A 14763-nucleotide genomic window follows, 5' to 3' on the forward strand; every position below is an offset into this window, starting at 1 on the left:
CCGTGTGTGCCGGGCCGGGGCCGCCGTCGCGGAGGTCCGGCACACACGGTCCCCCGTCAGCCCCCGGAGGGCCCCGCGGCGCTCGCCGTACCCGCCAGCGCGTCCAGGTCGCTCTTGCGTACCCGGATCACCACGACGGCGGTCAGCAGAGCGAGGAGCGCCATCGCGACGGCCGGCAGGAAGGCCGTGGAGATGCCCTTGGAGAGCACCTCGTGGCCCCACGGCGCCGGGAGCTCGTGCGACTTCGCGAAGGCGGCCTTCTGCTCAGGGGAGGCCTTCGCCAGGAAGTCGGGTATCTGCTCCTTGGCCTCGTCCCGGCTCGCCGTACCGAACACCGTGGTCAGGATGGACAGGCCCAGCGATCCGCCGACCTGCTGCGTGGCGTTGAGCAGCCCGGACGCGGCGCCCGCCTCGTGCACCGCGACTCCGGACACCGCCGTCAGCGTCAGCGTCACGAAGTTCAGGCCCATGCCGAAGCCGAAGAGCAGCATCGGGCCGAGCACCCCGCTGACGTACGAGCTGTCCGGCGTGATGAACGTCTGCCAGCCGAGCCCCAGCGCGACGATCGCCGACCCGGTCACCATGAACGGCTTCGGTCCAAGCACCGGCAGCAACCGCTGGGAGAGTCCCGCGCCGATCACGATCGCGACAGTGACGGGCAGGAAGGCGAGGCCTGCCTCGATGGGCGTGTAGTCCAGCACGTTCTGGACGAAGAGCACGATGAAGAAGAACATGCCGAACATCGCCGCCGCCAGGCTCAGCATGATCACGTACGTGCCCGAGCGGTTGCGGTCGGCGAACATCCTGAGCGGAGTGATCGGTTCCTTGGCCCGGCTCTCGATGACCACGAACGCCAGGAGCAGCACGATGGCGGCGCCGAACGACCCCAGCGTGAGACCGTCGCGCCAGCCGTCCTCGGAGGCGCGGATGAACCCGTAGACCAAGGACGCCATGCCGAGCGTCGAGGTGAGGGCGCCCACGAGGTCGAAGCGCCCCGGGTGGCGCTCGGACTCGCTGATGTAGAGCGGGGTCAGGAACGCGATCAGCACACCGATGGGGACGTTGACGAACAGCACCCAGCGCCAGTCGAGCCACTCGGTGAGCATGCCGCCCGCCAGCAGACCGATCGCGCCGCCTCCGGCGGACACCGCCGCGAAGACACCGAACGCGCGGTTCCGCTCGGGACCTTCGGGGAACGTCGTCGTGATCAGCGCGAGCGATGTGGGTGACGCGATCGCGCCACCGACGCCCTGCAGGGCCCGCGCCGCCAGCAACTGCCACGGCTCCTGGGCGAATCCCCCGAGGAGTGAGGCGAGCGTGAACAGCAGGATGCCGAACATGAAGACCCGGCGGCGCCCCAGGATGTCACCGGCGCGCCCGCCGAGCAGCAGCAGACCGCCGAATGTGAGCGTGTACGCACTGACCACCCACGTGAGGTCCGTCGTCGAGAACTCCAGCGCGTCCTGAATGTGCGGAAGTGCGATGTTCACAATCGTCGCATCCAGGACCACCATGAGTTGGCAGGCGGCGATGATGGTGAGGGCGATGCCGGGATGTCCTTCCCGGCGTGCGGCACCTGGTTGCTGGTCTTGCTTCAACGGAGAGGTTGTCACGATGAGTCCCCCGCAAGTGCGTTAATGAACGCGCCCGTTCACTGTCGCGTCCTACGGTAGTGAAGCCCGGACAGGGAACGCAAGCGTTCACTGGACTTCCTCGAAAGCTCAACGGAGAGATGCAGATGGTTACTTCGCGTTGGAAGACCGCTTCCGCTCAGGCGGTCTCCTCGCGCCGTCGTGGTCCTGTGCTGGAGCGCGCGATCCTGGAGTCCGCGCTGGAGCAGCTCAGTACGGTCGGCTGGAACGGTCTGACGATGGAGGGCGTGGCGGCGGGCGCCCAGACGGGCAAGGCCGCGGTGTACCGCCGCTGGCCCTCCAAGGAGGACCTCGTCGTCCACGCCCTGCAGGCCGGGCTGCCGAAGTTCGACGAGGTGCCGGACTGTGGCAGTGTCCGGGAGGACCTTCTCCGTCTGTGCCGCCAAATGCGCGCGGCCCTGACCTCCCGCCCCGGATACGCGCTGCTGGCGGTCCTTCACGAATGTGATGTCGAGACCGCCGCGCGCTTCCACGGAGTGATCGTCGAGGGCGTCGTCGAACCGAGTGTGGAACTCATCCGGCAGGTGATGCGGCGCGGAATCGAGCGCGGAGAGGTGCGTTCCGGTGCGACGGACCAGTACGTCTGCGAGGTGATCCCCGCGATGATGATGTACCGCTCCAAAGTGTGCGGGAGCGAATGGTCGGACGAGGAATTCGTGGCACTCGTCGATCAGGTCATGGTTCCGCTGCTGCGCCCGTAAGCCGGTTTCGACTGCCCAGGGTGGCGCCTCTCCGGCAGGGGAGGCAGGGGAGGCAGGGGGCAGGAGGGGCACCGTGCGCGCGGAAGGGGAATGTCCGCTCCCGGGAAGGGCGGCCGCGCGGCCCGTGGAGGTGCCGTGGCGCGAAGCCGTCCAAGCCTTGGCCAACCAGGGTGTCGCGAGTGGTCACCGGCGGCGTACGCTGTCAAACGCCATGCCGTACGAAGCACCCACCCATACCGTCGAGCGCTCCTTGCGCGCCACCACCGGAGCGAAGATCATCGCCGGTGTCGACGAAGTCGGACGCGGAGCGTGGGCGGGCCCGGTCACCGTCTGCGCGGCGATCACGGGGCTGCGCAGGCCGCCCGCCGGCCTCACCGACTCCAAACTGATCAGCCCCAAGCGACGCACCGAGCTCGCCGCGGAGCTGGAGGGGTGGGTCACGTCACACGCCTTGGGGCACGCGTCGCCCGAGGAGATCGACGACATGGGCATGACGGCCGCCCTGCGGCTGGCCGCGGTCCGTGCCCTCGACGCGCTTCCGGTCCGGCCGGACGCGGTCATCCTCGACGGGAAGCACGACTACCTCGGCGCTCCCTGGCGGGTCCGTACGGTGATCAAAGGTGACCAGTCCTGCGTCGCTGTCGCGGCGGCGTCGGTCATCGCCAAGGTTCAGCGCGACAAAATGATGGCCGAACTGGGCATCGAACATGCAGACTTCGGTTTTGCGGCCAACGCCGGTTATCCGTCGCCGGTGCACAAGGCCGCGCTGGCGGAACGGGGCCCCACCCCGTACCACCGGCTTTCGTGGGCGTATCTTGATGCGCTGCCCCAGTGGCGGCACCTCAAGAAAGCCCGCGCCTGGGCGGAGGGAAACGTTCCGGAAATCGAGGGCCAGCTCGGCTTTGAGTTCTGATGTTTTCCGCAGTTCCGGTCGCACTCATGTGCCACCCGCCGACGCGTGTCGCATCGGCGTTTGATAGACAACAACGCATGCCTCTCATTCCCGAGGAGCCTCAGATTCACGAGAGTGCCCAGGGTCCCCGCGCCACTCCGGCCACCGGCCGTACCGCGCCGACCCCCCGCCCCGTACCCGGTCCGCGTCCCGCGGCTCCGTCGCGGCCCGGCCGCCCGGGTCCCGTGCGGCCGACGCCGCCCGCGCAGCGCGCGACGCGTGAACCGGCTGTCAAGCCTGGGCCGCCCGCCCAGGCCGCCAAGCCGGGGCCGTCCGCCCCGGCCGCCCCGGAAGCCGCCGCCAACGGTGCCGCGGTCCCGCAGATCCAGTTGATCCCGGCCTCCGCCGACGGCGCTCTCGACGCCGCCGAGGAAGCCGTCGACCTGCTGCTCGACTCGGGTCGCGCCCCGGGCGACGTCCTGGTGATCACCACAGGCGAGCCCCACCCGTGGTCCACGCACGAGCTGTCCTTCGGCGAGGACGCCTACTGGGCCCAGCACGACGCCGGCGACGACGTGTTCTACGCCGACGCCGCCGCCCTGCCGCGCGCCGCGACCCGCCCTGTGGTCGTCGTCGCGCTGAACGGCGGCAGCGAGGAGACCGCGGTCACGGCCCTGCCCGCCGCGCTCAACCGGGCCGGCACCCTGCTGATCGTCTGCGGCGACCCGCAGCGGATCAACACCATGCTGGGCGCGGGCGTCTGACGCTCCCGGCGGGCAGGCCGCGGCGCGTGCGCCGTGGCCGCGGGGTGCCGTGCCGTGCTCGGCTGTGCCCTCCGCGGGTGTGCCCGTACCCGGCCGCGGGCGGGTCCGCCGCAGAGGCGGCATGCCCACGGGAGACGACGTAGAGGCACGGTGGGGCGCGGCTGCCTGCCCTCAGGGGCGCCGCCGCCATGCGGAGGACGACGCAGGGTGCGGTGCGGCGGGACCGTGCGGTCTCACCGCGCCGCCACGCGCCGCGACAGCTCCGACGCCGCACCTCCGGGTGAGGACGGCGACGCCTCGCCTCCGGTCGGTGGCTGGGGTGCCGCACCGTCGGAGGGCGACCGGCGCCGACCGCCGTCGGCTCCAGCGCCTTCCTCGGCGCCCGTGCCGGACGCACCGGCCCTTCCGTCGGGCGCGGGCACGGCGTGCGGCCGACGGCCTCCGCGACCTTCACCGAGGACCTGCCAGCCCTCCCGGGTGAGCGTGATGTACGCCCCACACCTCAGCCCGTGCAGCGTGCACGCGTCCCGCAGGCCCCACATCCACGCGCCGTCCTCCTGCGTCCAACGCGCGTCGCCGTCACGGCAGTAGAGCAGTACGGCGGTGCGAACCGGGGTGCGGCGCCGCAGGTCGTGCGGGATCACCCTGCGCAACTGGGCCAGCAGCGCGTTGCGGAACACCCACCCGTCCACCGTGCTCGCCCGACGCACGAACGAGGCGGACGCCCTGACCCGTTCCTCCGGATCGAGTACGGCCACGATCACGGTGGCCACAGTGGGCCGGTGCCGGGCGTACAGGCCGCTCACGACCTCCCGTGGGTTCCGGAGCAGCGGGATCTCGGCGGCTGACCACTCCGAGGGTTCGAGCATCCGGGTCAGTTGCTCGCCGGTCTCGGGTATCGCGGCGTCGGCCACGGGATCCGGTGCCGACGCCGCAGCGGACGGAGCGATTCCGAAGGTCACGGTCCTCCCTTCGGCTACACGCCCCTGGCAGGGCGGGGTCGGGCTGGGGGACGCACCGCGGCACAGCCCTACCGGACTACGGGGGAGCCGCGCGGGAGCGGTTCCAATTCTTGCCGCCGTCCTGGCTTGCGGCAACGAGCAATTGACCCCGCCGACCCATATCCGGTGATACGTCTCGCATATCCCTGCCCAGGGCGCCGCACGATGATGCGGAGGTCACCCTTGCACGGCCAGGACCAGCGGCAACACCCCCTTGGCGCCCGCCCGGCGCAGCATGCGCGCGGACACCGCGAGCGTCCAGCCGGTCTCGGTCGCGTCGTCGACCAGCAGCACCGGACCGTCCGCCTCCTGGAGGGCCGCGGCGAGAGCGGGCGGCACCGTCAAGGAGCCGTCCAGGGCGCGCAGACGCTGGGCGCTGTTGCTCCTCGGAATCCGCACGTCCGCGACCTCGGCCACGTACTCGAGGGAACCGAGCAGCGGCAGGCGGCCGATCTCCGCGATCCGGGACCCGAGTGACTGGATCAGCCGAGGCTTCGAGCGGGAAGGCATGGTCACCACACCCGCGGGCCGGGGCCCGGCATCGGGAGCGCCCGGAGCCCAGCCGCCCGGGCCCTTCGCCCAGTCCGCCAGGACCTCCACCACGGCCTGGGTGACATCGTCGGGCACCGGGCCGTCCGGCGCCTGCGGGGCGAGCATCGGGCGGAGCCGGTTGCCCCAGCCGATGTCCGAGAGCCGGCCCAGGGCTCGGCCCGGGGCTGCCTGCTCACCGGCCGGAATCCGGCCCTTGAGGGTCATGCCCACGGCGGCGAGGCCGGTGGGCCACATCTTCCGGGGCTCGACCTCCACACCGGGCCGGGCCAGCTCACCGCGTGCCGACTCCAGCGCGGTCGACGTCACGTCCGCCTGGAACCGGCCCCCCACGCAGTTGTCGCAGCGCCCGCACGGTGCGGCCTCCTCGTCGTCCAACTGGCGTCGCAGGAATTCCATCCGGCATGACGTGGTCGCGACGTACTCGCGCATGGCCTGCTGCTCCGCCTGCCGCTGCTTGGCGACCCAGGCGTAGCGCTCGGTGTCGTAGGTCCACGGCATGCCTGTGGCGATCCAGCCGCCCTTCACCCGCTGGACCGCGCCGTCGACGTCCAGGACTTTGAGCATCGTCTCGAGCCGTGATCTGCGCAGCTCGACCAGAGGCTCCAGCGCGGGGAGCGAGAGGGGGCGGTCCGCCCGTGCCAGGACGTCCAGGGTCTGACGCACCTGGTCCTCGGGCGGGAAGGCGAGGGAGGCGAAGTAGTCCCAGATCGCCCTGTCCTCCTGGCCGGGCAGAAGCAGCACTTCCGCGTGGTCGACGCCACGGCCCGCGCGGCCCACCTGCTGGTAGTAGGCGATCGGCGAGGAGGGCGAGCCCAGGTGGATGACGAAGCCCAGGTCCGGCTTGTCGAAGCCCATGCCGAGGGCGGAGGTGGCGACCAAGGCTTTCACACGGTTGGCGAGCAGGTCCTCCTCGGCCTGCTGCCGGTCCGCGTTCTCCGTCTTCCCGGTGTACGAGGCGACGGTGTGGCCGCGCTGCCGCAGATAGGCGGTGACCTCCTCGGCGGCGGCGACCGTGAGGGTGTAGATGATCCCGGAGCCCGGCAGATCGTGGAGGTGGTCCGCGAGCCAGGCCAGACGGTGTGCCGCGGTCGGGAGCTGGAGCACGCCGAGGCTCAGGCTCTCGCGGTCGAGCGGTCCTCTGAGGACGAGGGCGTCCGAACCGCTGCCGGTACCGAGCTGGTCGGCGACGTCCGCGGTCACGCGGGCGTTCGCGGTGGCCGTCGTGGCCAGCACCGGGACGCCGGGCGGCAGGTCGGCCAGCATCGTGCGCAGGCGTCGGTAGTCGGGGCGGAAGTCGTGACCCCAGTCGGAGATGCAGTGCGCCTCGTCGACCACCAGAAGGCCGGTCGCCGCGGCCAGCTTGGGCAGGACCTGGTCGCGGAAGTCGGGATTGTTGAGCCGCTCCGGGCTCACGAGCAGCACGTCCACCTCGCCCGCGGCCACCTCCGCCTGGACGGTGTCCCACTCCTCCGTGTTGGACGAGTTGATAGTGCGGGCACGGATGCCCGCGCGCGCGGCCGACTCCACCTGGTTCCGCATGAGCGCCAGCAGAGGAGAGATGATCACGGTGGGGCCGCTGCCGCGCTCCCGCAGCAGAGCCGTCGCGACGAAGTACACCGCGGACTTTCCCCAGCCGGTGCGCTGCACGACGAGGGCCCGGCGCTTGTCGGCGACCAGCGCTTCGATGGCTCTCCACTGGTCCTCACGCAGGCGCGGGCCGTCCGGCGGCGTCCCGCCGGACGCGGGGGAGGGGCCGCCGACGAGACGGGCGAGGATGGCGTCGGCTGCCGTGCGGAGGTCTTCGTTGCTCATGGCTCCATGCAACCCGATGGGTCGGACATTCGGCGAACGGGTCCGCCGAACTGTGGACAACTCTTGGCGTGACCCTGTCCAGGGTTATCCACAGCCTCAACCGGAGGATGGCATTCCGGTGCAGAGTCGGCACATGACGAATCACAGCGAACCAGCCGACGCGATCGACGAGACCGTCGTCACGCTCCGCACGCCCGCCGAACTCGCCGACGCCCTGCCGTACTTGCTCGGCTTCCAGCCCGAGAACAGTGTCGTCCTCATCGCACTGCACGGCCCCCGGGGCCGCTTCGGCGGACGGGTGCGCCTCGGCATCCCCGACCGACCGGAGGACTGGCCGTGCGTCGCCGAGCAACTCGCCCAGTGCCTGGTGAACGGCTCCCAAAGGCGTGAGGCCCGGCCTGAGGGCGTCGTCGCCTTCCTCTGTCAGGAGCCGGAAGTGTTCGCGGGGGACACTTCCGGCAGGCAGGTCATGGAGCGCCTCAGGCCGCTTGCCCAGGCCCTCCGTACCCAATGCGGCGGCCTCGACGTCCCCGTGCTCGAGGTCGTCTGCGTCTCGGACGGCCGCTTCTGGACGTACTGCTGCCCGGACCAGCGATGCTGCCCGCCGGAAGGCACCCCGCTCCTCCCCGCGGGTACGTCCGTCCTGGCGGCCGCCACCGTCTACGCGGGCTTCCAGGTAGGCCCGTCGCAGGGGCGGATCAGGGCCCGGCTCACGCCGTGGCGGACCGGCGCCGCGAGCGATCAGGAGCGCGCCTTGCACGACGCGGCCTGCGCGCTCGTGCCCCGCATCCTCGACGACGGTGGACATGCCGAAGTCGCCGAGGAGACCATCGGCTTGGCTCGCCACGTCATGGAGCGCCTCGCCGCCGCGCCCCCCATCCCCGACACCCTGGAAGCCGATGTCTACGACGACGAACTGATCGGTCACGACGAGGCCGCCGCGCTGATCCTCGGCCTCCAGGACCGCACGACGCGCGACCGGGCGGCGGAGTGGATGGAGGGCGACGAGGCGGCTCCGGCGCTCCGGCTCTGGCGCACCCTGGCCCGGCGCTGTGTGGGGGAGTACCGTCAGCACGCCGCCGCGCCCCTGACCCTCGCCGGTTGGGTGGCCTGGTCACTCGGCGACCTCGCGGAGGGCCAGGAGGCGCTGACCATGGCGTTGATCTCCGATCCGCAGTACGCCTTCGCCCTGCTGCTGCACCCTGCGTGCAGCGCGGACGAGGACCCCGAACCGATCCGCCGCATCTTGCGGAACGAGCGCTCCCAGCGGGACGGTGCGGCCGCGCAAGGCCACCCGCTCAACCGCGCGGACTGCCGGAAGGCGGCCGGGCAAGGCCACCAGCTCGACCACACGGGCTCCCAGAATGCAGCCGAAATCAAGCGGGAGACGGCCGAGCGCCCAACGGAGGCGGCAGGGGCTCGGCAGGAGACCGCTGAAGCCCATAAGGAAGCCGCTGCGGTACAGGAAGAGCTCGCCGAGGTGCCGAGGGCCGCCACGATCAAGGATCCCACCGGTTCGCCGGAAGGCACCTCGCCCGCAGGTGCGCCGAAGCCCCAGGAGGACGCGGACGACCTGGACCACGCGGGGGCCGGCGTCGGCGTCAGGGCGACACCGCGTGGCCGCCGCTCTCCTCGCGTCTCCGGGCCGGGCTCACGCGGCGTCGGCGGTGCGGGCACGGGACCGCGGAACCGACGGGACACGATTCGCCGCGGCCCGAGGGGCGACCGGTGACCAGGGCAGTGGCCGAGACGGTGACCAGGACGGTGAGGAGCAGAGGGCAGGCGAGGTTCGCGCAGGCCAGGACGTCGAAGGAGCGAGCCGGATCTGCGCACAGGGTGGAAGCGGGTACGGTGACGCGCCACCGGCTGAGCGGCTTCCTGGAGCGCGTGCGTGACCTGGGACGGTCCCAGACCGTTCACCTGAGTGGCGGTACCCGCGTCCGGCTCGTGCCGCTGCTCCGCGACCGAGTCTCCGTAGCGCAGAGAACGCAGAAGTGGCTACCCCATGCCCGTTCCCGGCTCGTCTCCTGTCTCTCCCCGGCCCGGCGGCAACGACGGCCCGGAGCCCCCCGGCTTCCGCGAGCTCGTCTCGGCCCCGAGGCGCCCGTCCACCGGTCGGCCACCCGCCCCGGGAGCGCGCCGCCCCGCCGCGCTGCCACCCGCGCACGCCTTGCTCGTCTGTGTCGCCCTTCCCGCGCTCGCGATCTCCACGGAGCACGGCCAGTTGAACGGCCAGGGGCTGGAAGGGTTCTATCGGTCCGGTCGCCGGTTGCTGTCCCGCTGCCAGGTGCGTGTGGCCGGCCGCGAGCCGGTCGCCGTGCAGGCCCGGATGCTGTCGGCGGACAGCGCCCGCTTCGTGGCGACGCTCCTTCCCGCGGCGGATGGAGGGCCGGACCCGGACGTCCTGGTGGAGCGCACACGGCACGCCGACGGCACCGAGCGGATCACACTCCACAGCGCGGCCAGCCGTCCTCTGAGGCTGCCCGTCGAGGTGGCGCTGGGCACCGACCTCGCCGAGCTCGGTGCGGTCGCCTCCGGCCGCGCCGGCCCCGAGCTGCCTGCCAGCGTGCACGACTCGGGCATGCGCTGGTCCTCCGGAGAAGGAGGCCACTGTGTGGTCACGGCCGTGCCGGCGCCCAAGGACGCGCTCGCTTCCGCGGGGCTGCTGCGCTGGGAGGTGCACCTGCCGCCGGGAGGCAGCCAGAGCGTCGAGCTGAGGGTCCGCCCTCATGGTGCCGGTCCTCTCAGAGCGGTCGGGCACGGCGTCACCAGCCCGTTGTCCTCGGCCCAGGCGACCGGCGACGACCCGGCGGTGCAGCGCTTGCTGGACACCTCGGTGGCCGACCTGCGGGCGTTGCTGCTGCGCGCCCCGGCCCACCCCGCCGATCTCTACGTAGCCGCTGGAGCGCCCTGGCGCTGCGGTCTCGCACCCGTCGAGGCCCTCGCGGCCGCGCGGATGGTCCTGCCACTCGGCACCCGGCTCGCGGAGAGCACGCTCCGGGCACTCGCCCGCGACCAGCTCACGGGCCCCGGCCTCCGGGCAGGCATGATCCCCGGACCCATGCGGGACACCGGCCCCCACCTGCCGCCCGTGTGCACAGGGATCGAGGCCACGCTCCTGTTCCCCGCCCTCCTCGCCGAGGCATGGCGGTGGGGCATGGCGGGCGCCGACGTGGCGGAGCTGCTACCCCCGGCGGAGCAGTGCCTGCGCTGGCTCCTCGCCGTGGCCCCGGACGGGACCTTCGTACGGGATACCCAACCGGACGCCCCGTCGGCCGGTCCGGCCCGCTGCGAGACACAGGCGCACGCACACCGTGCCGCGCTCCTGGGCGCCGAGCTGCTCGACGCCCATGGGCGAGCAGGTGGCGTGGAGCTGCGGCGCTGGGCCGAGCGGATGCGCACGCGATTCAGGGAGGAGTTCTGGGTGGCGGACCGGAGCGGCGGCAGACCCGCTGCGGCGCTCCAGGCCGACGGACAACCGTTGCCGCACCTCACCGGGGGCGCGGCCCACCTCCTCGACACGGGCCTCATCGGGGGCGGTGAGCTCGCGCCCGGACTGCTCGACAAGGTGCAGACCGAACAGGTGGCCAGACTGCTGGGCATGCCCGCCATGGACTCCGGCTGGGGCCTGCGCAGCCTGGGGGCGAAGGAGGAGGCGTACAACCCCTTCGGACACCGCGGGGGAGCGGTGCGCGTCCATGAGACGGCCACGGCCGTCGCGGGTCTGGCGGCGGCGGGCTACGAGAAGGAAGCCGGTTCGCTGCTGCGCGGCGTGCTGGACGCGGCCGCCGCCTTCGAGTACCGGCTGCCGGAGATGTACGGCGGTGAGCAGCGGGCGGCCGGCGGTGCACCACTCCCGCACCCGGCGGCCTGCCGCCCCGCAGCCGTCAGCGCGGCCGCTGGAGCACAGCTCCTGACGGTGCTGGCCGGGATCCGCCCGGACGCACCGGCAGGCACGGTGACGTTGCGGCCGGTCCGCGGCGCGCCCCTGGGAGAGATCGGTCTGACGGGTCTGCGCGTGGCGGGTGCCCCGTTCTCCGTGCGCGTCAGCAGGCTCGGCCTCGCCATGGTCGAGGAGGCAGCCGACGGGCTGCAGTTGGGGGTCTGATGCCGTTGAGCGGCACTGCCATGAATGTGACATGCCGGACAGAGGGTTCCCGGGAAGCGGGGCCGGAAGCAGACGGCACAGGAGGTGTTTATCGTCAGGCAGACGACTATGATCGCGGCATGTCGCCCTACGACCCGTCGGCCTTCCCGCCCTTCGCTGTCACCGTCGATCTGGTCGTGCTCACCGTGCGCCGCCACGCCCTGTGCGCACTGGCCGTGCGCCGTGGTGAGCCGCCGTTTCAGGGGCGTTGGGCACTGCCCGGAGGCTTCGTACGGGCGGACGAGGACCTCTCGGCAGCCGCGGCGCGTGAGCTGGTGGAGGAGACGGGGCTCTGCGCGCACGACCCGGACAGCCCGGTTCAGGCCAACGGCGCGCACCTGGAGCAACTGGCGACGTACGGCGATCCCAAGCGCGATCCACGGATGCGCGTGGTCAGTGTCGCGCACCTGGCCCTCGCGCCGGACCTGCCCGCGCCCCGCCCGGGAGGCGACGCCCACAGCGCACGCTGGGCCCCTGTCGAGGCCCTGCTCCACCAAGGCGGGTACGGCCGTGAAGGAGAGCAGGCCGCGCCGCTGGCGTTCGACCATGCGCAGATCCTCGCGGACGGGGTGGAGCGGGCCCGCTCGAAGATTGAGTACTCCTCGCTGGCCACGGCTTTCTGTCCGCCGGAGTTCACCGTGGGGGAGCTGCGGCGCGTGTACGAGGCCGTGTGGGGTGTCGCACTCGACCCGCGCAACTTCCACCGCAAGGTGACGGGCACCCCCGGGTTCCTCGTGCCCACGGGGGGAACGACCACCCGCCAGGGCGGGCGCCCGGCGCAGCTCTTCCGGGCGGGAGGCGCGACGCTCCTCAACCCTCCGATGCTGCGACCCGACGCCTGAGCGTGCGCTGACCGACGCCTGATCGTGCGCTGATGGCCTTGCGCGGTCCTGGCGGCTGAGCCGTCGCGAACGCTGTCGTGCTCACTTTTAAGACCCGTGCTTGACACCCGCGAGGCACGCCCTCAGCGAAAAGCCGGATATGTCGCGTTATCTTGCTGCGGTACCCACGGGGTTCGTCCGTCACCGAGCCGGAGGACGTGCGTGCCCTGGCCGCCGCGCGGTCGCACATCCTGCGAGAGAAGCGATGATCCAGGCCATCGGACTGACGAGCAGCCCCCGCAAGGACCTTCCGCCCGCCCTCGACAACGTTTCCTTCGAAGCGCGACCGGGCTGTGTCACCGCACTCCTCGGCACCCACGGCGCAGGGAAGACGACAACCGTCAGACTGATGCTGGAGCTCCAACCGGGGCGTGGCATCACGTACTTCAGGGGCAGGCCGCTGCACCGCATCGCACACCCCTCCCGCGAAGTGGGTGTGTTGCTCGGCGACGTCCCCGGCCACCCGGCACGCACAGTGCGCGGGCACCTGCGCATGCTTTGCGCCGCGGTGGGTGTGCCGGCCTCCCGCGCCGATGACGTGCTCGAGGCGGTCGGGCTCGTCAGTCTGCGCGACCAGCGTCTTGGCACCCTCTCGCGCGGCATGGACCGCCGTCTGGGCCTGGCGTGCGCGCTCCTCGCCGATCCGCACGCCCTCGTCCTGGACGGACCCACCGTCGGACTCTCCACCCGGGAGGGGCGCTGGCTGCAGGGCGCCCTGCGAGTACATGCCACCCGGGGCGGCACTGTCCTGTTCACCACGGACGATCCCAAGGAGGCCGCGCGGGCCGCTGACAGGGTTGTCACGCTGGACGCGGGGCGGCTTGTCGCCGACCAGGAAGCGGTGGAATTCGCCCGCACCCGGCTCAGGCCCCGCGTCGCCGTGCGCAGCCCGCACGCCGCGCGCCTCGCTGCCCTGCTGGCCAAGGAGGCGCGCTCCCGCCGCCGAGCCGTCGAAGTGGTGCGAGAAGGAGGCAGCCGGCTGTCGGTGTACGGAAGTACCTGTGGGGAGGTGGGGGAGACCGCGTTCCGGCACGGCATCCTCGTTCATCAACTCGCCGACGAGATCGGGGACGCCGGGCCTTCAGCGGACGCCGATGGTCCCTCGCTGTTGTCTGATGGGCCTCCTAGGGACACCGGGGCATCGCGAGCCGAGGCGCGACAGCCGGTGCCGGCGGTGCCGGGGCCGGAGGCCGAGGGCGTTGACGACGTAGGGAACGGGCCGGTGAGCCTCCCGTCCGCCGATGCCAAGGCAGACCAGGAAGGGGCGGAACCCGTGGCACCTGTAGCGGTTGCCGAGGGCGCGCATCAGCAGTCCGAGTCCCCCGACGCATCGCCCGAGCCCAGCGCCGCGCTCGAGGAATCACCGGACACCGACGAGGACACCCCCCGAACGCCGTCGTCATCGCTGCCGCCGTCACCCCAGCTCATGCTTTCCCTGCCTTCGCCAGCCCCGTCCCCGCTCCCTCCTCCCCTCACCACCCGAGCCGCCCCGAGCCCTCTCCGTCCGCTGCGCTACGAGCTGCACCGCGTCACCGGTGTCGGCACCGGGTACTTCACGGTGGCCGGCGTCATTGCCGTGTCCGCGGTCCTCTGCCTCTTCCTCGCTCGGACCGGGCACACACCGCAGCACTACCTGCTTGCTTCCTGGCCGGACGAGCTTCCCCTGCCGCCCGCCGCCCTGGGCGCGGGGCTGCTCGGCGCGTTCGCCTTCGGTGAGGAGTTCCGCCACCCCGCCCTCGCGGCGGACCGCGGTGCCGTGCCCCGCCGCCTGAGCTTCCTCACCGCGAAGCTCGCCGTCGCCGCCACCACCGCGCTGCTGCTGGCCGGGCTCACCGTGGGGTGCGACGCCGTGCTGCTCCACCTGGTATACGGCGAGGAGCTCACGAGAGTTCCCGCCGACTGGCTTTCCCTGAGCGTCAGTTGGACGTGCCTGATGGTTGGCTGCGCCTGGGCCGGTGTGCTGGCCGCGGGCATCTTCCGGTCCACCACCGCCGGGCTCGCGGCAGTGCTGGCGGTGCCGATCATCGTCGTACCGGTCGTACGAAAGGCGCTGGAAGGGGCGTCGGTGCGATCGGCCGCCGGGTTCCCGGGGAGGCTGCGTCATCTCACCCTGGTGCAATGGCCGTTCGGTATCGAACGCTTCGTTGTGGGAGTGCTCAAAGTCGTGGCCCAACCCGTGGGCGGCGCACTGATGTTGTCACTGGCCACCCTGCTCGGCGCGTACCTGCTCACGGCGGTGCGTGGGCGGGCCCGCTGACCTCTCCCTGTCGTCGACGACGCGGATCGATGGTGGTCTTCTGTCGCTTACGGCGGGGTTCCCTGACGGTCTTCTGGCACCTTTCGTTCCCCTGCTGAGCACAA

Annotated in this window: 10 protein-coding genes; 7 read left to right on the plus strand and 3 right to left on the minus strand. The window is 71.9% G+C overall.

Going from position 1 to position 14763, the window contains the following annotated elements:
• Positions 1 to 56: 56 nt before the first annotated feature.
• Positions 57 to 1613 (minus strand): MFS transporter, encoded by a 1557-nt coding sequence (locus IE330_RS00345; protein ID WP_190133737.1) that lies wholly within the window; start codon positions 1611 to 1613, stop codon positions 57 to 59.
• A 125-nt stretch (positions 1614 to 1738) separates the two neighbouring features.
• Here IE330_RS00345 and IE330_RS00350 point away from each other — a divergent pair, with 125 nt between their 5' ends.
• The 3 genes from IE330_RS00350 (at position 1739) to IE330_RS00360 (ending at position 4009) form a co-directional block, all read left to right on the plus strand.
• Positions 1739 to 2353, plus strand: coding sequence for a TetR/AcrR family transcriptional regulator (locus IE330_RS00350; RefSeq protein WP_190133794.1), 615 nt, complete (start codon positions 1739 to 1741; stop codon positions 2351 to 2353).
• Between the two features lie 211 nt (positions 2354 to 2564).
• Positions 2565 to 3266: a ribonuclease HII gene (gene rnhB, locus IE330_RS00355; RefSeq protein ID WP_190133738.1), complete on the plus strand. Its 702-nt coding sequence runs from the start codon at positions 2565 to 2567 to the stop codon at positions 3264 to 3266.
• Positions 3267 to 3343: 77 nt separating this feature from the next.
• On the plus strand, positions 3344 to 4009 hold the full coding sequence (locus tag IE330_RS00360) for a hypothetical protein (RefSeq protein WP_190133739.1): 666 nt from the start codon (positions 3344 to 3346) through the stop codon (positions 4007 to 4009).
• 233 nt (positions 4010 to 4242) lie between these two features.
• Here the strand turns inward: IE330_RS00360 and IE330_RS00365 are convergent, their stop codons facing one another.
• Both IE330_RS00365 and IE330_RS00370 read right to left on the minus strand, forming a co-directional pair.
• A complete protein-coding gene (locus IE330_RS00365; RefSeq protein WP_229925226.1) occupies positions 4243 to 4971 on the minus strand; it encodes a hypothetical protein in 729 nt (242 codons plus the stop codon).
• Positions 4972 to 5187: 216 nt separating this feature from the next.
• Positions 5188 to 7374, minus strand: a complete 2187-nt coding sequence (locus tag IE330_RS00370) for a RecQ family ATP-dependent DNA helicase (RefSeq protein WP_190133740.1) — start codon at positions 7372 to 7374, stop codon at positions 5188 to 5190.
• Between the two features lie 133 nt (positions 7375 to 7507).
• On the opposite strand from IE330_RS00370, the gene IE330_RS00375 reads away from it, so the two are divergent.
• From IE330_RS00375 to IE330_RS00390, 4 genes are all read left to right on the plus strand, one after another.
• Positions 7508 to 9106, plus strand: a complete 1599-nt coding sequence (locus IE330_RS00375; RefSeq protein WP_229925227.1) for a DUF4192 domain-containing protein — start codon at positions 7508 to 7510, stop codon at positions 9104 to 9106.
• A 273-nt stretch (positions 9107 to 9379) separates the two neighbouring features.
• Complete coding sequence (locus IE330_RS00380) at positions 9380 to 11482, plus strand: glycogen debranching N-terminal domain-containing protein (RefSeq protein WP_190133741.1); 2103 nt, start codon at positions 9380 to 9382, stop codon at positions 11480 to 11482.
• A gap of 119 nt (positions 11483 to 11601) precedes the next feature.
• Positions 11602 to 12363, plus strand: coding sequence for an NUDIX hydrolase (locus IE330_RS00385; RefSeq protein ID WP_190133742.1), 762 nt, complete (start codon positions 11602 to 11604; stop codon positions 12361 to 12363).
• Positions 12364 to 12607: 244 nt separating this feature from the next.
• Positions 12608 to 14659 carry an ABC transporter ATP-binding protein gene (locus IE330_RS00390; protein WP_190133743.1) on the plus strand — a complete coding sequence of 684 codons (2052 nt, stop codon included), beginning with the start codon at positions 12608 to 12610 and terminating at the stop codon, positions 14657 to 14659.
• The last annotated feature ends 104 nt before the right edge of the window (positions 14660 to 14763 follow it).

It is taken from the genome of Streptomyces longispororuber, from assembly GCF_014656095.1.
Taxonomy (GTDB): Bacteria; Actinomycetota; Actinomycetes; order Streptomycetales; family Streptomycetaceae; genus Streptomyces; species Streptomyces longispororuber.